The following is an 18,167-nucleotide window of genomic DNA, read 5'->3' as shown; positions in this document are numbered from 1 at the left end:
TTAGGGGCTTTCTTTCTGCTCATAACAAACAGGATGAAGCACTGGAATGATCACTCAATAGTAAAAAGTGGATCAAGTGCTGAGTGTCACACTTTTTCTGTCAATAGGGGCTTGGTGAACACTTACCATTAATCGTACTGTAAGGAACCCATATATTGAGAGCGTCGTTATTGCCAAATGCACTCTCTTTCGCCGCAGTCACGCCAATAATTCGGATGGGGAGCTTACCTGCAAAAATGACTTTACCGATGGGATTCTCATCAGCAAAAAGAGCCGTTAATGTATTGTGATCGATGACAGCTTCTTGGGCCAAGTTATCCACACTGGTTTGATCCCAATATTGCCCTTTGGCGAGTTCATAGCCACGGACTCGGAAAAAATCAGGCCCAACTCCTTGTATGGAAGCGGTGACCGATTGATTACTAAATTTGATGGTGGCGGAACTATTGACGGTAGGGGTGACGCTATCAATAAACGGCAGTGATTGCAGCGCTTGGGCATCTTCTGCGGTTAACGTTCGAATTCGCCCTGAACGCCGATCGCCAAAGCCAGATCCGGGCATAATATCAATCGTATTGGTGCCCATGGCGGCAATGCTCTCTAAAATCGACTTTTGTGAGCCATTACCGAGCGCTACAACGGAAACCACCGAAGCAATTCCAATGATGATGCCGAGCATAGTCAAGAAGGTTCTTAATCGATGGTTTGACATGGCTAACAGTGCCATTTTTAACGCTTCCCAACAATTGTCGAGCCACTTTTGGTTACGACCGAGAGTTGAGGCTTTGAATGGCGGAGTATGATGGGCATGTGGCTGAAGTGCCGTGTCACTGGTCGAGTGGTTGATACGATCACTGAGAATTTCACCATCTTTGATCTCTATAATGCGATCGGCATACTGAGCTACATGCATATCGTGGGTGACGATAATGATGGTGTGCCCAAGGCTATGAAGCTCTTGCAGCAGTTGCATCATTTCTGAACCACTTTTACTGTCCAGTGCGCCCGTCGGCTCATCGGCAAGAATGACATCGCCGCCATTAACGAGGGCTCGAGCCACAGAAACACGTTGTTGTTGACCGCCGCTTAGTTGGTTGGGCTTATGATCCAGTCGATCGGCTAGTCCTAATCGTTCAAGCAGTTTGCGTGCTCGTTCATGGCGAGTCTGTTTATCGTAACCAGCATAAATAGCTGGAATTTCGACATTTCCTAAGGCGTCTAAATCCCCTAATAGGTGGTAGCGTTGAAAGATAAAGCCGAAATATTCACGGCGTAGCTCAGCCAGTTGATCAGAATTCAGTTGTGAGGTGTTTTGTCCATTCACCCAATATTCACCACAACTTGGTGTATCTAAGCAACCTAAGATATTCATTAAAGTCGATTTACCTGAACCAGAAGCACCAACAATGGCAACCATTTCACCTCGTTCGATAGTTAGATCGATCTCTTTTAAGACAGTGAGCGTCTCATCGCCAGAAGTAAAGTGGCGGGAAACATTGACTATGTTTAATAAAGCTTCTGACATTAGAAACGCATCCCCGGTGGGCTCATACGACGGCTCGTGTTGTTATTGAGTGTATTTGGCATGCCTAAAATTAGTGTGTCGCCTTCATTAAGTCCCTCAAGAATTTCCACATTGACTTTATTATTGAGGCCGATTTTGACATCACGAAATACGGCTTGGTCATTTTCTAATACAGGAACTTGGTAGCGAGGCTTTGGTCCTGGCTGTCTGATCAGCACTTGAGCGGGGATCAATAGTGCGTTTTCTGAGCGGTGTAAAACAATGGTGACTTGAGCCGTCATACCGATGCGTAATAGCCCATCCGGGTTATCAATATCAAACAAACCATGATAGTAAATGGCCTCATCATTACTGATAGAAAGGTTACTGTCATTGCCAGTCATTAATGTTGGGCCGGGTTCAATAGCACGCAATGTACTGGAATAACGTTTATTCGGTTGACCTAGAATAGTGAAATAGATCGGTAATCCCGGAGTGACTTTAATGATGTCGGCTTCGGATATTTGAGCTTTTACGGTCATGGTATCGAGTACTGCTAGCTCAATAATTGTCGGGGTAGTTTGATTGGCATTAACGGTTTGGCCTTCTTCAACGGCACTGTAAACCACCGTCCCATCCATTGGCGCTCGGATGGTGGTGTAATTGAGGTCGAGGTTGGCGCTATCTACGCTAATTTTTGCTTGTTCTTGCTGAGCTTTGAGTTGTTTAAGTTCTGCAATATACACAGCAAGCGATGTCTGAGCGGCTTCGTAATCCGCTTGTGAGCTAGCGTTTTCTGCCAGCATGGCTTTTTGTCGGTTAAACTCAGCTTGAGCTTGACGAATCAATGCCTGTTTGGCTTGGTATTGGGCATTTAAACTGTTCAATGATGCTTGGGCTTCTTTGAGTTTATTCTGTTGGGTCAGGTTGTCGATTTGAGCCACTAAATCACCTTGTCGAATAGGGTCCCCTAAATTGACCGCCAGTGTCTCAATTTGACCTGATACCTGCGCGCCAACCGCCACTAGCTTTGAAGCTTGTAGCATTCCGGTAGCAAGTACGGTTTCTTCGATGTTACCGCGCTGAACGGTGTCGGTAACGTAGGTTGTCGCATTTTTTTTGGGGTACAAGATATAACCCACTGCGATAAGAATAAGAATGACGATCAAAAACGTAAGCGTCGTTTTTTTAGTAATAGAGAATGACATGGTAAAAATGAACCAGCATATAAAAGAGAATGATTATCACCATTTATAACGTTATCTGGAGATAAAACAAGCGGCGGTTCGGTAAAGCTAAGTAAAGCTAAGTAAAGATGGAGAAAGGGAAAATAAAAAGCCTGATGCATAAGTATCAGGCTTGGGAAGATCAATCGTTGAGGAAGATTAGCAGATCACTTTAATCGCTAATCCACCTTGGGAGGTTTCGCGATATTTAGCATTCATATCTTTACCTGTTTCAAGCATTGTTTCGATCACTTTGTCTAAAGAGACACGGGGAGCCGATGAACGACGCATCGCCATACGAGTGGAGTTAATCGCTTTCACGGCAGCAATCCCGTTACGTTCGATACAAGGTACTTGAACTTGCCCTGCAACCGGGTCGCAGGTAAGACCTAGGTTATGCTCCATAGCAATCTCTGCGGCCATACACACTTGCTCAGGACTGCCCCCGAGGAGCTCAGCTAAACCAGCTGCTGCCATTGAGCATGCTACGCCCACTTCACCTTGACAACCCACTTCAGCTCCAGAGATAGAAGCATTACGTTTGTACAAACCACCAATAGCGCCTGAGGTCGCAAAGTAACGAATGTAATCTTTCTCGGTTACGGTTTGGATAAATTTGTCATAGTACGCTAATACCGCTGGAATAATGCCACAAGCCCCATTAGTTGGTGCTGTTACCACGCGACCGCCTGCTGCGTTTTCTTCATTAACGGCAAAGGCGTACATATTAACCCAATCGACGACCGCCATCGGATCATTGGTGGTTTTTTCAGAGGTTAATAATTGTTGGCGTAGTGCAGCGGCACGGCGCGGAACACGCAAAGGACCCGGCAAAATGCCTTCAGTATTGAGACCACGTTCCATACACTCACGCATGGTGCGCCAGATATTGGCAAAATAAGTACGAACCTCTTCGTCTGAATGAAGGGTTTTCTCATTAGCCATCACTAAAGTGCTGATAGAAAGGCCATGCTCTTGGCATTGAGCAAGAAGTTGTTCGGCACTCGTGAATGGATAGGGAACTTGGACAGGAGATTCAATCTCTTTACCAAAATTTTCTTCATCGACAATAAACCCGCCACCAATAGAGTAGTAGGTTTTTGAGTAGACAGGATTATCATCAACCCAAGCGTGAATTTGCATGCCATTTTCATGTAATGACAAATTACTTTTATGAAAATTCATGCCGCCTTCACGAGGAAAATCAACGGTATGGCAGTGCATGCCAACAGGAAGGCGCTCCGTTTCAGTAACGCGAGCAATAAAGCTTGGAATCGCATCGATATCGACTTTTTCTGGGGTATTACCCGCTAAGCCCATAATAATGGCGATATCCGTGTGGTGACCTTTCCCTGTCAGTGATAATGATCCATAAACATCCACGGTGATTTTAGTGATGTCGCGCAACTTTCCCATTGCTCGTAAATCATCAATAAATTGTTTACCCGCTTTCATTGGGCCAACCGTGTGTGAGCTCGACGGTCCGACACCAATTTTATAGATATCAAATACACTAATCATATTGATTGCCTCAAAAGTAAGCCCCCCTTAGTGAAGGGAGGCTTTTATTGTTATATTTTACCTGTCTAGTTTGAGGTTACCGCGTGGTTGATCACGCTATTCTTCAAGCTTCAGGTATCTTTTCACTCATACGCGGATGTAGAGATTAAAGAGCGCCGTAGATTACAGAACTAATCGCGGCAAAACCACAAATAACTGTGAATATTTGTACGGGTAGTTTAGTTTTAAACTTGGCCATCGCTGGCACTTTCTGCATCGCAAAAACCGGTAAAATGAATAGGATAGCAGCAATCATTGGTGCGCCCATGGTTTCTATCATACCTAGGATGCTTGGGTTAACGATTGCAACAATCCAAGTGGTCAGTACGATGAACACGAGCGAGATTTTATCGATTTTACCAACAGACATTTGACTGCGTGATTTTACCAATCCCACTAAACCTTCATGAGCACCTAAGAAATGACCAAAGTAGCTTGAAGTGATCGCCGCAAGTGCCACGATAGGACCAAGATAAGAAATCAGTGGTGATTCATGCACATTGGCTATGTATGAAAGCACACTGATGTTTTGCTCTTGTGCCATGGTTAACTGCTCAGGTGTTAAAGACAACACGACTGAGAAGACGAAAAACATCACAAATCCCATTAACATCATTGCTGCGCCAGCAGTGATCATATCGGTTTTCACGACCGCATGCTCACCGTGCTCTTGACGTTGTGATTTAGTAAATTGGCTGATGATTGGACTGTGGTTAAAAGAGAACACGATGATAGGAATAGCTAACCAGACAATCAGCGGAACGGTAGACCAATCTGGAGAGGTTTCGATCATGGAAGTGTTCCAATCAGGAATAAGGAACACAGATAAAGCCAGTAGAATAAATACCAGAGGATAAACCATCGCTGAAGTGGCTTTGAGCATTAACTCTTTACCAAAAACAACGCCAGCGGTCATTAATGAAATTAACGCGCCAGAGAGTAACCAGCGAGGAATGGATTCCATACCAAATTGGTGAACGAGGAAAGAGTCGACGGTATTAGTAATCCCGACGCCGTAAATCAGAACAATAGGGTAGATGGCGAAAAAGTAAGCAAAAGTGATAAGGTTGGCGCCAGTTTTACCAAAGTGTTCTTCGACGGTATCGGTGATATCAGAGTCAGTGTTACTTGCAGAAAGAACAAAGCGAGCGAGACCTTTATGGGCAAACCAAGTCATTGGTGCTGCGATGAGCGCAAGAATGACAAGCGGCCAAAAGCCACCCGCACCAGCTTTGATTGGCAGAAAAAGAACGCCAGCACCGACGGCGGTACCAAAAAGGGAAAGCGACCATACAAAATCTTTATAGGTCCACTTGCCAGTGGATTGTGTGGCTGATGTAACCGTTGTGGTTGTATTCATGTTTAATTTACTCATTTTGGGAACAGGAAATAAGTCGAGCGCAATTTTGCAGGTTTTTTTACAATAAAAAATAGATCTAAATCATGAATTGTTTGCGCTTGTTGAATGATATGTCAAAAACCCCTGATTGATCACGAAAAAACTGTGCCACATGTGGGAATTGTTAATGGTTGGGTTGGTTAAGGTTATTTGAAGGTGTCATTTTATGATAAATCAGCAAGGCAAACGATTGCTTTTTTGGGTAAAAATAGGTCAGTGATAATATGAGGTGTACGTAAATTAATCATTTCAAAGGCTATCTATCACTATTAATGTGTTTTTGCAGTGCTTGGATGATTTGTGCTGTCATACCCCATATAAAATGATGTTTATATGGTAAGGCGAAGACTTTATGCAGGGAGTTTTTTATTAAAAAGGTATTACTGAGTAAATGTTTTTGATCGAAAAGATAAGCGGCTGGAACCTCGAAGACTTCTTCGACTTCGTTAGTATCAATTGACATTTCATAACGGGGATCAATGAATGCAATCACTGGTGTCACCGCAAACTGGCTGATGGTCACAAGCTCAGGCAATTGACCGAGGATCTTAATGTATTTGGCTTCTAATCCGATCTCTTCGTGCGCTTCTCTTTTGGCCGTTTGATAAAGTGTGCCATCGCTCGCTTCATATTTTCCACCTGGGAAGCTAATTTGTCCAGGATGATGCTTAAGATGGGCGGCGCGTTTAGTTAAAACAACACTGAGCCCTTGTGGCCGTTCGACAAACCCGACCAATACCGAGGCCTTTCTTAATGAGGCTGACTGTAAGTGAGCTGCACGGTTGAGTGACTGGGCATGGTAACCAACGGGGGTTTTGAGTAAAAAATCTTGCATCAGTTGTTGTTTACTGATCATGCCTCGTTCTCCTTAGGTAAAAGGTGTCCGATGGAATCATCCGCCCTCATCGGTTTGCTTAATCATCATGTTCATTTACGACTTGAAGTGATAGTCGTGTTAGCGTCCGAATCACAGCGTAGTTCAATGCTGAGAGTAATCGATGGATTGGCCGCTTAGCTGCAACTCCAAGTCGTTTGATAGCTCTTATAAATTTAGCCTATTGTTCAAGAATTGGCAGAATACGGCTGAGTTTATCTAACGTTTCTTGATATTCGGCTTGCCATTGACTGTCGGCGACGATACCACCACCGGCCCAAGCGTAAATTTTGTGTTGATGCGCAACCAAAGTCCGGATGGTAATACTGGTATCCATTTTGCCATGACGGCTGATATAACCAATTGAACCGCAATAAGCGCTGCGTCGATGTGGTTCCAATTCTTCAATAATCTGCATCGCTCGGACTTTTGGCGCACCAGTAATCGATCCACCGGGAAAGCTTGCACGCAGTAAGTCCGTCGCTTGATATTGCTCATCAAGTTGGGCGCGAATCGTGCTGACCAAATGGTGCACTGCAGGAAAACTCTCGATTTCAAAGAGCTTAGGTACATGCACACTACCTGGTTTAGCGACACGACCAATATCATTACGCAGCAGATCGACAATCATTAAATTCTCAGCTTGATCTTTGGCGGCTTGCGCGAGCTCATTAGCTTGTGCTTTATCTTGTTGAGGATCTTGATGGCGTGGTCGAGTGCCTTTAATCGGTTTAGTTTCAATCACTCGTTGATTCACTTGCAAAAAACGCTCAGGAGAGACACTAAGAATCGCGCCTTGTTCTAAGCGAATGAAAGCAGAAAAGGGCGCAAGATTGCTCTGTTCTAGTCGTTGATAGGCAAGCCATTCACTACCTTGATAATCCGCGCTAAAGCGTTGCGCTAGATTAATTTGATAGCAATCACCGGAAAGTAAGTACGCTTCGATTTGATTGAATTTCTGCTGATATTGTTGAGCACTCATGTTCGATGACCACGCACTGGTCAGTTGAAAGTTTTGCTGAGCAGAAGGCTTAATCGAAGCAAACCAAGTCTGTGCTTGGTCAATATTGATGCCAACCCAATAAGCTGCCTGTTGTTGATGATCAACGATTAGTGCCCATTCATAAAGACCAATCGCCATATCTGGCATAGCAATGTCGTGTTGTGCTTGTTCTGCTAATGGTTCTATCCGACGCCCTAAATCATAGCCGAAATAGCCCAGCGCGCCGCCGACAAAAGGCAACTCACTGTGATAAACCTCAGCGGGTAAATAGCGTTCTTGCAGCTCGGCTAGCAGCGTAAAAGGGTCTTGTTGTGATGATGTCACACCACTCGGTTGCTGAATGGTGGTATCGTTACCGACAGTGACTAGGGTCGCAATGGGATTGGCGACCAAAATATCAAATCGGCTATCGATATGTTGGGTCGAAGCAGAGCGAAGTAGCATTGCCCATGGTCGCTGCTCAATGCGATTAAAAAACTGCTGAGCGAGATCGGTTTGGTAAGTGATGGGCTGCACTTGAATAAGTTTTTTTTCTTCAACGTTCATTTGTGTAATTTGTGACAATGGGTCACTTCACTGCGTAGCACATAGAGGAAAGCAAGAGTATCATAAAAGCCTGAAAGAAAGCTGTTTCTTGATCGTAGCGCTTAATTCAGTCGTTTGTTGCCCTTTGGCTTTACTGACTTTACCTTGTGCTTTCGGTTTCAGCTAGTGAACACATAACAATAATGAGGCATGCAATGACGGTAATTCGCCAACAAGATGTGATCAGCAGTGTCGCTGACGCATTACAATACATCTCTTACTACCATCCCCTTGATTTTGTCCAAGCGCTAGAACAAGCCTACCATCGTGAAGAGAGCCAAGCCGCTAAAGATGCGATTGCGCAAATCTTAATTAACTCGCGTATGTCAGCAGAGGGTCACCGTCCTATTTGTCAAGATACCGGTATCGTCACTTGTTTCGTTAATATCGGTATGGCTGTGCAGTGGGATTCTACCGATATGACCGTACAGCAGATGGTGGACGAGGGGGTTCGTCAAGCTTACACCAACCCAGATAACCCTTTACGAGCGTCGGTACTGATGGATCCTGCGGGCAAACGGATCAATACCAAGGACAATACCCCTGCCGTAGTGCACATTAATATGGTCCCCGGTGATAAAGTAGAAATCCAAATTGCCGCCAAAGGGGGCGGCAGTGAAAACAAAACCAAAATGGCAATGCTTAACCCTTCTGATGATATTGCAGAGTGGGTGGAAAAAACGTTACCGACCATGGGAGCCGGCTGGTGCCCACCAGGTATGCTCGGCATTGGTATTGGTGGCACGGCAGAAAAAGCGGCAGTGCTGGCCAAAGAATCTTTGATGGAACATATTGATATTCAAGATCTTATTGCGCGTGGCCCACAAAATGCTGAAGAAGAGCTACGTTTAGATATCTTCAATCGAGTCAATAAACTCGGTATCGGTGCTCAAGGGTTAGGCGGTTTAACTACGGTGGTTGATGTGAAAATTAAGTCGGCACCGACCCACGCGGCTTCTAAGCCAGTGTGTTTGATCCCTAACTGCGCAGCAACTCGCCATGTGCATTTTACATTAGATGGCCGTGGCCCTGCAGAACTCACCCCACCTAAGCTTGAAGATTGGCCACAAATTACTTGGCAAGCGGGCGCGAATACCCGTCGAGTGAATTTAGATACGGTGACTCGTGAAGAGACTCAGCAATGGAAAACCGGTGAAACCGTATTGCTGTCGGGTAAAATTTTAACCGGACGTGATGCGGCACATAAACGCCTACAAACTATGCTACAAAACGGAGAGAAACTTCCTGAAGGCGTTGATTTAAGAGATAAATTCATCTACTACGTTGGCCCTGTTGATGCGGTTGGCGATGAAGTCGTAGGGCCTGCGGGACCGACAACCTCAACTCGCATGGATAAATTTACCGATATGATGCTTGAAGAGGTGGGCGTGATGGGCATGATTGGTAAAGCCGAACGTGGCCCAGCGACCGTTGAATCGATAAAGAAAAATAAAGCAGTCTATTTAATGGCCGTTGGCGGCGCGGCGTATCTTGTTGCTAAAGCGATTAAGAAAGCGCGCGTTGTCGCTTTTGAAGATCTCGGTATGGAAGCTATCTATGAGTTTGAAGTGGAAGATATGCCAGTCACGGTTGCAGTGGATTCGACCGGAGCCAACGCTCATCAGATTGGTCCGGATACTTGGCGAGTCAAAATTGCTGAAGCTACTCAGCAGAGCTAAATAAATGTGTGAGCAAATTGAGCTCAAGTGACTATTAGGTGTAGCATAACGCTACACCTTTTCTTTATCTGGTCTATGCATATCTTGTTGTGACTATCGAGGAACAATCGCCATTGACAAACGGACTATCAGTGCGATTTAAAAAGTAGTTCAGGATGAGAAATAACCGATAACCAGTATTGTTAATAGAGTTTCAGAGGAGAAACCATGCCACGTTTTATTCGATTGCTACAAATCGTCGTTGCTATCGTATTAGCCGCGTTATTAAGTTATGACCTGATTTTTCATGGTCTTTCTATTTTTTACAGTAAATATGTTATTACTAGTTGTGTTCTGTTTGTTTTGCTACAAATAAGCTTATTTGTCATTTACAAACTGATTGAAGACGATTAATTATCTTGATCTAAAATGGCAACATTTACTGAGGGAACCCACAAGCTATGCAGCGAATCAGTCAAGAGATGAGTGCACTTCTGCACCGAGGTTTAGACGCCCATGTTCGTCTTGCGGTCACTGGTTTATCGCGAGCAGGTAAAACTGCGTTCATTAGTTCGTTAGTGAATCAACTGCTGCATACGGCCACGCATGATCAGTTACCTTTGTTAGCCGCGGCGCGTGATAAACGGATTATTGGTGCTAAGCGTATCCCACAACGTAATCTTATGGTGCCTCGTTTCAGTTACGATCAGGCGATGGAGCAGCTTCATGCTGATCCGCCAAACTGGCCAGTACCTACCCGCGATGTCAGTGAAATTCGTTTAGCGATTAAATATCGCCCGCATAAACGCAGTAAAAAATTACTGGGCAGCACGGCAACCTTGTATCTGGATATTATTGATTACCCTGGTGAATGGTTGTTGGATTTACCACTGTTAAATTTGGATTTTTATACTTGGTCGGCTCAGCAGTTTAATGCGTTACATGGTCAACGTGCAGAGTTAGCGAAACCTTGGTTAAACGCGATAGATAAGCTTGATCTTGAACAAGAAGCGAATGAAGCGCAATTGGCCGAGATTGCTGCGCTTTATACTGATTATCTTCATCAATGCAAGTTGCATGGTTTGCATTGGGTTCAACCGGGACGTTTTGTATTACCAGGAGAACTTGCGGGAGCGCCGGTGTTGCAGTTTTTTCCTTGTCGTCATGTTGATCCACAAAATAAACCTGCAAAAAACTCGATGTTAGGATTACTGCTCTCGCGCTATCAAGAGTATCAAAATAAGGTCGTTAAGGCGTTTTATAAACAACACTTTGCTACGTTTGATCGGCAAATTGTTTTGGTCGATTGTTTATCGCCTTTAAATGCTGGTCATGAAGCGTTTTTGGATATGCGTTGTGCACTAGAACAGATTATGCACAGTTTTCGTTATGGTCGCAGTGGCTTACTCAGCCGTTTATTTTCACCGAAGATTGATAAAGTGCTTTTTGCGGCCACCAAAGCCGATCATGTGACGCCTGATCAGCATCCGAATATGGTGTCATTGCTGCAGCAGATGATTCATCCGGCTTGGCAACATGCCGCTTACGAAAATATTGAGATGCGTTGTATCAGTCTTGCGTCGATTCGAGCGACTCAATCGGGCTATGTTGAGAGTCATCATCAAAAAATTTCGGCTATTCAAGGGATCGATGTACAAGGGCAACCGATCACTCTATACCCCGGAGATGTCCCGAAAAAACTACCTCATCCTGACTATTGGCAGCATCATCAGTTTAAGTTTATTGCTTTTCGTCCTATGCCGAGTCTCGACGATCAACCTTGTCAGCACATTCGGATGGATAAAGCATTAGAGATCTTGATTGGGGATAAATTGACATGACGGATTTAAAAAATCAGCAAATTTTTAATCAACCACTCAAGCAAACCGAGCCTGAACCAGTCATCGCTGCATCTGCGACCTTTAATGATCAGCAGCGGTTTATTACCGAGTCAAGCATAGCGCCGGAAACCGAATTAGAGAGCCAGCTTGAACAAGTCATTCGTCCTAAGCGGAAGAAAAAATGGATGGTAGTGAGTCTATTGATTGCTTTTTCTACCTTACTCGGTTGGCAAGCAATAGAGAGTATTTATACCGCGATCCAATCGGCTAACTGGCTTGATCTGGCTTGGGTTATTTTGTTGACGCTCTTAGCGAGCTTGGGTATTGGGCGTTTAGGGAAGGAGCTGTGGACACTGCGTCGCTTACGTCAGCATTTTTCTGTGCAAGAGCAAGCCGAGCAATTGATCCAGCAAGATGGGCTAGGGCAAGGACAAGTTTTTTGTACGATGCTAGCCAATAAAAGTCACACTAACTTGCATAGTAGTGCTTATCAACGCTGGTTGAAGAGTATTGATAATAGCCACAGCGATGCTGAAATCATCGAGTTATATGATGCGATGGTGGTCAATGAACAAGATAAACAGGCCACTCAAATCGTCTCACGCTATGCCACTGAAGCCGCCGTATTGGTAGCGATCAGTCCTTTAGCCTTAGTGGATATGTTATTGATCGCTTGGCGTAATTTTACGATGATTGATCGTTTAGCAGACGTGTATGGCATTGAGCTTGGTTATTGGTCTCGTTTACAGCTATTTAAAGCCGTATTAGTCAACATGGCGGTCGCAGGAGCGAGTGAATTGGCCATTGATGCTAGCATGGATCTGTTATCGATGGATCTGACTAAAAAACTCTCTGCTCGTGCAGGTCAAGGGCTCGGAGTTGGGCTACTGACCGCTCGTTTAGGTCTAAAAGCCATTTCGCTACTTAGGCCATTACCGTGGCAAAAGAATCGAGTGGTTAAGTTGAGTGCAATACGTAAACAAATCGTGGCAAAAATTACTGCTTTGGTAAGCCAATAATTCGCTTTATGAAGCGCATTGTTGGCTTGGTTACAGAAAGTATTGGGGCAAGCCAGAGGATTTAACGAGAATCACTTGACGCTGTGCTGAGGTTGATAGAAACTACTGTCAACTTTTCGTGACACTTTCTGCTTAGGATAACATTCAGTGCGTCTAGAAGTCATTTGTGAAGATAGACTCGGCTTAACCCGAGAGCTTCTTGAGATCCTCGCTTCAAAAAAAATCGATTTGCGAGGTATCGAAATTGATGTGATAGGCATTATTTATCTTAATTGCCCAGATATTGATTTTGATACTTTCAGTGAATTAATGGCGGAAATTCGCCGTATTTCTGGCGTCAAAGATGTTCGTAAAATTCAGTTTATGCCGATGGAACGTCATAATACTGAACTGATTTCCTTGCTCAATAATCTACCCGATGCCGTCTTAGCGATTGATCTAAAAGGCTTTGTCGATATGGCCAATCAAAGTGCCTTAGCACTCTTGAATAAGGCCAGTGAGGAAGTGATCGGAACGCCCATTTCTCAAGTGTTACCGCTGTTTAATTTTTCACGTTGGGTCGATGGCAGTAAAGCGCCGATTCGTGAAGCGGTTGTGATTGACGGGCTAGACTATACCATGGAGCTAATGCCAGTTTATATTGGTAATTCAGCCCATGATGCCACGTTAGCGAGCTCGATGATGATCTTACGTTCTAAGGTCACCACAGTACATGGCCACGATCGATTATCGATACACAATTCACTAGGTTTTGAGCATTTTGTTGGTGTATCTAATCGCCATAAGGCATTGATAAATCATGCTAAAAAATTAGCTATGCTCGATCAGCCGTTATTAATTGAAGGTGAAACGGGGACCGGAAAAGAGATGCTCGCTCGAGCTTGTCATCACCGTTCTCACCGCTCTACCGCTCCCTTTTTAGTGTTAAGCTGTGCCTCTATGCCGGATGATGTCGCAGAAACGGAGCTTTTTGGGCATGCTCCGGGCTCTTTTAATCATCAACAAGGGCATAAAGGGATTTTTGAACAAGCGAACGGTGGTACGGTATTTTTAGATGAAATTGGCGAAATGAGCCCTCATCTACAGATCAAATTGTTGCGCTTCTTACAAGACGGAACCTTTCGTCGAGTTGGCGAAGAGCATGAAATTCATATCGATGTCCGAGTGATTGCCTCTACTCGCCATAATTTGGCCGAATTGGCTGATTCAGGCACGTTCCGGGAAGATCTGTTCTATCGACTGAATGTATTAACCTTGCGTATTCCAGCACTGCGCGAGCGTCCTAGCGATATTCAACCGCTTTTGGAGCTCTTTGTAACCAAACACAGCCATAAATTAGGCATGGTGAAGCCGCAATACGCCGAAGGTTTAGTGGATCAGTTAATGCAATATCCATGGCCAGGTAACATACGCCAGTTAGACAATATGGTGTTGCGTGCGTTGACAGAAATGGATGGCGAACAATTGCAGGTCGATTATTTTCATTTGCCAGCGGTAGACAGTAGCGGCTTGAGCTTATCGACGGTAAACCTTGATGGCTCGCTTGATGACATTATGAAAGACTATGAATCACAAATTTTAGACAAGCTTTACCAGTCGTTTCCATCCAGTCGAAAACTCGCTAAACGTTTGAATGTTTCACATACCTCAATAGCCAATAAGTTACGTGATTATGGGATTAGGAAACGTTAATGGCTAAGGGAACAACAGCGATGTTGGTCAGTGATGGGGAGATTCTTGTACGCAGTGCTCAATTAGCGGATGCTAAAGCACTGGCTGATTATTTTGTGACTAATCGTGATTATTTAAAACCGTGGGAGCCTCAACGCGAAGCGGCTTTTTTTGAAGTTACCGGTTGGCAGCAGAGATTAATCAAACTGGAAGAGTTGCATCGTTTAGCTCTCGGATACTATTGCTTAATCATTGAGGTGAATAGTCAACAAATTGTTGGCACGATTTCGTTCAGTAACGTCACGCGTTTTCCCTTTTATGCTTGTCACGTTGGCTACTCGTTAGCCGAGTCTGCCCAAGGGCGTTATATTATGACTCGGGCACTTCATATGGCCTGTGAATCTTTGTTTAAACAACAAAACATGCATCGTATTATGGCGGCTTATATGCCAACGAATCATCGCAGTGCTGCGGTACTTGAGCGAGTTGGCTTTATCCGAGAAGGGTTGGCCAAAGATTATTTATTAATTAATGGTCAATGGCAGGATCATGTGCTGGTTTCGTTGATTAATCCAAACTGGCAAGCCAGTACTTCAATCAATCGATAAGTCACTTTTCATTCGCCGTTTATTTAGGTATCTCATTTTATTTATTACCAGCATGCGCTGGTTTAACGTCTAAGGACATCTCATGTCGTATTTGCCTTTGGAACAGTATTCAAGAAAATGGATTTTCACGCATCAATCAATGCCCGTGTCCGAGAGTGATCAAGCACAGATAAAACCGATGAGCCCGTCACGCTCAGCTCAGTTTTGGAAAGAAAACATCAGTGCGCAAAGTCCAGATGCTGAGCGTTTTAGCTCGCAAGACTGGCCCAAGAAAGCCGCGAGTTGGCAGCAAGACATCTCATGGATGGAAGCATGGGAAAGTGATGACCCTGCTTTACCAGCAGCGATACTGGAACACATTGATTGGCAAGATGATGTAACGGTTTATTTTTGTTATGAGAAATACAATGTGATTGAAACCAAATGGTCGGTGTTTAAAAACCATTGGAAGAACTTTTTATTCTACGACGATGGTCCGATTTTAATAGGCCGCCGTCGTGCGCAAGCATTATGGTTTCAAACCAACGGCTCAGTAAAAATTGGTCAGCGTTTGTAGACTCTGTTGAGTTCGTTTTGAGTTTCAAAAAAAGGGGAGAGTGTATTAACAAAATAAATACACTCTCTCTTTGTTGAGAGGTTACGAAGTGACAGTCTTCCTACGTTGAGCACTTAAGGTGCTGCCCATTGATGCACTGATGATCATACCGATAGCGAACCATTGTGACAGCGCTAATCTTTCATCTAAAATCATAAATCCTGCCATGGCGGCGACGGCGGGTTCTAGACTCATTAGTACACTGAAATGCTGGGTAGATAGGCGGTTTAACGCCATCATTTCCAAACTGTAAGGCAATGCACTAGATAGAATCGCGACGGTAATCGCCATCGGTAGTATTGACCAAGTAAAGATCGTGGATGATGCGCTATAAGCGCCAATCGGGAAAATAAACAGCGCCGCGACGGTCATACCGATAGCGACTGTCATGCCACCGGAACCAACCGTACCAGCTCGTTGCCCAAACCAAATATACCCAGCCCAGCAACCGCCAGCAGCCAATGCGAGCGCAACTCCAATGGGATCGAGGGCATCAACTCCCCGCATATCGGGCAGTAACAACGCCATACCAGATATCGCCAAAGCAACCCAAACCAAATCGAGCTTACGTTTTGAAGAAAATAGCGCGAGGAGTAGTGGGCCGGTAAATTCTAAAGCGACACCAATCCCTAATGGAATACGTTCGATAGCAAAGTAAAATAAGATTTGCATTCCGCCTAAACTTGCCCCGTAGATGATCATCGATCGCCACTGCGCAAGGCTTAACGATAATCGCCACGGGCGAAAAATGAGCAATAAAATACAAGCAGAGATACTCACGCGCAGGGCAACCGTTCCACCAGGACCGACGATAGGAAACAGTTGTTTAGCGATTGAGGAGCCTGATTGTATAGCCATCATTGCGATCAGTAGGCAACCTACCGCAAAAAGAACGGGTGATTTCTGGGTCATATACTCTTTTACTTGAAGTGGGTAATCTAAAAGGTTCCCAGCGATATATTGGACAGACAGTCCGTTATTGCTGGAATTCGCTAGGATAGCGTGAGGCGATCGAGGTCAGCCTAAAGAAGGGTTATTCTGCCTGAAATAAAACAAATGGCAATGGTAACAGGATATGAATTTTCTTTTGCTACAAACGCCTAAACAACATTTGTTGGTAAGTTTCATCATGGTCGCTGAGCGTAATCGTCCCCTTATCGATAGAAATAAGGGGACTGGTAGTTGAGTGAATCTAGAAAAGGATCAACGCCTCAAAGACTCACTGGCCTGACAAGTAGATAAGATAGGTTTAACTCCACTACTTAACGTAAAAACGCGGATTAGCCGTGCCCCATATGGTGTAAAGCTCAGGGAAGATAATATCGCTATGCGTTTCAATATCGTCGACACTGATTTGTTTTTTGCCTTGAGCTCCAAACAGTACTACCTCTTGTCCAGGTTTAACGCCTTTAATAGTAGAGACGTCAACCATGGTGGTATTCATTGAGGTAACTCCGACTACGTTTGCCCACTGACCATTGATCAGCACTTGCGCTTTATTGCCCATTTTTCGTGGATAGCCATCAGAATAACCCACTGGCAAATTGGCCAATACGGTGTCACTGTCGGTGATATGAGTGCTGTCATAACCTACGGTTTTGCCTGTTGGTAGGTGATGCAGTGACGCGATGCGAGTTTTAAATGAGACAATAGGGAGGTATTCTGGATTGGTTGGTAAATCGCCATACAACACGCCACCAGGGCGAACCATGTCCAATTGAGCTTCGGGTACATTGAGCGCCGTATATGAGTTAGCAACGTGAAACTGAACCTCTTCGCGTTTCAATGGCCCTTGCTCAACCAGCCAATTAGCATGTTGGTTAAAGGTGGCTAATTTGGCACGAATATCATCCGGATTATAATTGGGGAAATGTGTCATGATCCCAACAATTTGTAAGCCTTTTTGCTGAGTAATGCTGAGCGCTTCCTGTTTCCCTTTTTCATGGCTCATATCAACGCCATTACGGCCCATACCACCATCATTTAACGCTAAATGCGCTTTGATAGGCGTACCTAAACGCTGACCTAATTGAGCAAGATCCATCGCTTGTTGTTTGGTGCCGATCAACTCTTCAATGTTCAACTCGGCGACAGCGGCAATTTCGTTAATGGTTGCAGAACGAACACGCATCAGTTGACCTTGAAAGCCACTTTCGCGTACCGCGCGGGCTTCAGCGTTACTGGTGATGGCGACACAAGGAATGCCTTGTTCGATGACCGTCGGCATTAAACCACGGATGCCATTACCATAAGCGTCAGCTTTCATCACTGCACAAATTTTACTGCTTGGGTTAATGTGAGATTTAAACTGTTCAATATTGGTTTTAAATTGACCTAGGTTGATTTCGAGCCAAGCATTGGATTGCGCGATTTGCTCAGCAGAAGGGACGGTAGTATCAAGCGCTAATGGAGCAGAATGGCTGAGAAAAGAAGGTAAGGTGCTCGCCAAAGCGATAGAAAGTAGCGTAGCTTTAAAATGCATAATGTCTCCAAATCGGGGGGGCATAAAATTTAAAAATCGAATTTCGCTTAACTTTATATGACAATCAGTATAGCGAGAATCTCAGGGTGTTTTGATAAGGCGTTAGAATAGGCGTTTAATCTGTGATGGGCGTTTGAAAAAA

General features: G+C 44.5%; 14 protein-coding genes and 1 pseudogene. 7 read left to right on the top strand and 8 right to left on the bottom strand.

Translation table 11 applies throughout. The features are described from left to right. Positions 1 to 121: 121 nt before the first annotated feature. The 6 genes and pseudogenes from FKN93_RS07900 to pabB form a co-directional block, all read right to left on the bottom strand. Positions 122 to 1,525, bottom strand: a pseudogene (locus FKN93_RS07900) (ABC transporter permease); the annotation flags it as partial. After that, the gene (locus FKN93_RS07895; protein ID WP_154168290.1) at positions 1,525 to 2,712 is read right to left on the bottom strand and encodes an efflux RND transporter periplasmic adaptor subunit; all 1,188 of its coding nucleotides are present in this window, start codon (positions 2,710 to 2,712) and stop codon (positions 1,525 to 1,527) included. The pseudogene FKN93_RS07900 and the gene FKN93_RS07895, both read right to left, overlap by 1 nt. Before the next feature lie 177 nt (positions 2,713 to 2,889). Next, positions 2,890 to 4,251: an L-serine ammonia-lyase gene (locus FKN93_RS07890; RefSeq protein WP_040904335.1), complete on the bottom strand. Its 1,362-nt coding sequence runs from the start codon at positions 4,249 to 4,251 to the stop codon at positions 2,890 to 2,892. 145 nt (positions 4,252 to 4,396) lie between these two features. Continuing rightward, positions 4,397 to 5,650 (bottom strand): aromatic amino acid transport family protein, encoded by a 1,254-nt coding sequence (locus FKN93_RS07885; protein ID WP_115152728.1) that lies wholly within the window; start codon positions 5,648 to 5,650, stop codon positions 4,397 to 4,399. A 295-nt stretch (positions 5,651 to 5,945) separates the two neighbouring features. Further along, the gene (locus FKN93_RS07880) at positions 5,946 to 6,545 is read right to left on the bottom strand and encodes a CoA pyrophosphatase (protein WP_040904333.1); all 600 of its coding nucleotides are present in this window, start codon (positions 6,543 to 6,545) and stop codon (positions 5,946 to 5,948) included. A 199-nt stretch (positions 6,546 to 6,744) separates the two neighbouring features. Further along, entirely contained in the window at positions 6,745 to 8,112 is a 1,368-nt protein-coding gene (gene pabB, locus FKN93_RS07875; RefSeq protein ID WP_170904813.1) for an aminodeoxychorismate synthase component 1, read from the bottom strand. Between the two features lie 194 nt (positions 8,113 to 8,306). Here pabB and FKN93_RS07870 point away from each other — a divergent pair, with 194 nt between their 5' ends. From FKN93_RS07870 to FKN93_RS07840, 7 genes are all read left to right on the top strand, one after another. Further along, on the top strand, positions 8,307 to 9,830 hold the full coding sequence (locus FKN93_RS07870) for a fumarate hydratase (protein ID WP_170904806.1): 1,524 nt from the start codon (positions 8,307 to 8,309) through the stop codon (positions 9,828 to 9,830). Positions 9,831 to 10,037: 207 nt separating this feature from the next. Then, on the top strand, positions 10,038 to 10,223 hold the full coding sequence (locus FKN93_RS07865) for a hypothetical protein (RefSeq protein WP_040904331.1): 186 nt from the start codon (positions 10,038 to 10,040) through the stop codon (positions 10,221 to 10,223). 47 nt (positions 10,224 to 10,270) lie between these two features. Beyond that, the gene (locus FKN93_RS07860; RefSeq protein WP_161438836.1) at positions 10,271 to 11,650 is read left to right on the top strand and encodes a YcjX family protein; all 1,380 of its coding nucleotides are present in this window, start codon (positions 10,271 to 10,273) and stop codon (positions 11,648 to 11,650) included. Continuing rightward, on the top strand, positions 11,647 to 12,669 hold the full coding sequence (locus FKN93_RS07855; RefSeq protein ID WP_004395335.1) for a TIGR01620 family protein: 1,023 nt from the start codon (positions 11,647 to 11,649) through the stop codon (positions 12,667 to 12,669). Before FKN93_RS07860 ends, FKN93_RS07855 begins: the two co-directional genes overlap by 4 nt. A gap of 147 nt (positions 12,670 to 12,816) precedes the next feature. After that, entirely contained in the window at positions 12,817 to 14,361 is a 1,545-nt protein-coding gene (gene tyrR, locus FKN93_RS07850; protein WP_158138410.1) for a transcriptional regulator TyrR, read from the top strand. Beyond that, positions 14,361 to 14,948 carry a ribosomal protein S5-alanine N-acetyltransferase gene (gene rimJ / locus FKN93_RS07845; protein WP_040904330.1) on the top strand — a complete coding sequence of 196 codons (588 nt, stop codon included), beginning with the start codon at positions 14,361 to 14,363 and terminating at the stop codon, positions 14,946 to 14,948. The genes tyrR and rimJ overlap by 1 nt, the downstream gene beginning before the upstream one ends. A gap of 82 nt (positions 14,949 to 15,030) precedes the next feature. Then, positions 15,031 to 15,504, top strand: coding sequence for a DUF2947 domain-containing protein (locus tag FKN93_RS07840; RefSeq protein ID WP_040904328.1), 474 nt, complete (start codon positions 15,031 to 15,033; stop codon positions 15,502 to 15,504). A gap of 81 nt (positions 15,505 to 15,585) precedes the next feature. On the opposite strand, the gene FKN93_RS07835 is transcribed toward FKN93_RS07840, so the two are convergent. Beyond that, positions 15,586 to 16,455 (bottom strand): DMT family transporter, encoded by an 870-nt coding sequence (locus FKN93_RS07835; RefSeq protein ID WP_004395331.1) that lies wholly within the window; start codon positions 16,453 to 16,455, stop codon positions 15,586 to 15,588. A 346-nt stretch (positions 16,456 to 16,801) separates the two neighbouring features. Further along, complete coding sequence (gene alr / locus FKN93_RS07830) at positions 16,802 to 18,025, bottom strand: alanine racemase (protein WP_004395330.1); 1,224 nt, start codon at positions 18,023 to 18,025, stop codon at positions 16,802 to 16,804. Between the last annotated feature and the right edge of the window lie 142 nt (positions 18,026 to 18,167).

It is taken from the genome of Vibrio sp. A8-1, assembly GCF_013048685.1.
Taxonomy (GTDB): Bacteria; Pseudomonadota; Gammaproteobacteria; order Enterobacterales; family Vibrionaceae; genus Vibrio; species Vibrio metschnikovii.
The sequence above is the reverse complement of the archived record's forward strand: the minus strand, read 5'-3'. Positions and strand labels throughout refer to the sequence as shown.

Bases quoted from the DNA above. Each gene is read 5' to 3' on its own strand.
- FKN93_RS07835 (WP_004395331.1), bottom strand. From the start codon at position 16,455: ATGACCCAGAAATCACCCGTTCTTTTTGCGGTAGGTTGCCTACTGATC.
- FKN93_RS07895 (WP_154168290.1), bottom strand. From the start codon at position 2,712: ATGTCATTCTCTATTACTAAAAAAACGACGCTTACGTTTTTGATCGTC.
- FKN93_RS07865 (WP_040904331.1), top strand. From the start codon at position 10,038: ATGCCACGTTTTATTCGATTGCTACAAATCGTCGTTGCTATCGTATTA.
- pabB (WP_170904813.1), bottom strand. From the start codon at position 8,112: ATGAACGTTGAAGAAAAAAAACTTATTCAAGTGCAGCCCATCACTTAC.
- FKN93_RS07870 (WP_170904806.1), top strand. From the start codon at position 8,307: ATGACGGTAATTCGCCAACAAGATGTGATCAGCAGTGTCGCTGACGCA.
- FKN93_RS07885 (WP_115152728.1), bottom strand. From the start codon at position 5,650: ATGAATACAACCACAACGGTTACATCAGCCACACAATCCACTGGCAAG.
- FKN93_RS07880 (WP_040904333.1), bottom strand. From the start codon at position 6,545: ATGATCAGTAAACAACAACTGATGCAAGATTTTTTACTCAAAACCCCC.
- alr (WP_004395330.1), bottom strand. From the start codon at position 18,025: ATGCATTTTAAAGCTACGCTACTTTCTATCGCTTTGGCGAGCACCTTA.
- rimJ (WP_040904330.1), top strand. From the start codon at position 14,361: ATGGCTAAGGGAACAACAGCGATGTTGGTCAGTGATGGGGAGATTCTT.
- FKN93_RS07855 (WP_004395335.1), top strand. From the start codon at position 11,647: ATGACGGATTTAAAAAATCAGCAAATTTTTAATCAACCACTCAAGCAA.
- FKN93_RS07840 (WP_040904328.1), top strand. From the start codon at position 15,031: ATGTCGTATTTGCCTTTGGAACAGTATTCAAGAAAATGGATTTTCACG.
- FKN93_RS07890 (WP_040904335.1), bottom strand. From the start codon at position 4,251: ATGATTAGTGTATTTGATATCTATAAAATTGGTGTCGGACCGTCGAGC.
- FKN93_RS07860 (WP_161438836.1), top strand. From the start codon at position 10,271: ATGCAGCGAATCAGTCAAGAGATGAGTGCACTTCTGCACCGAGGTTTA.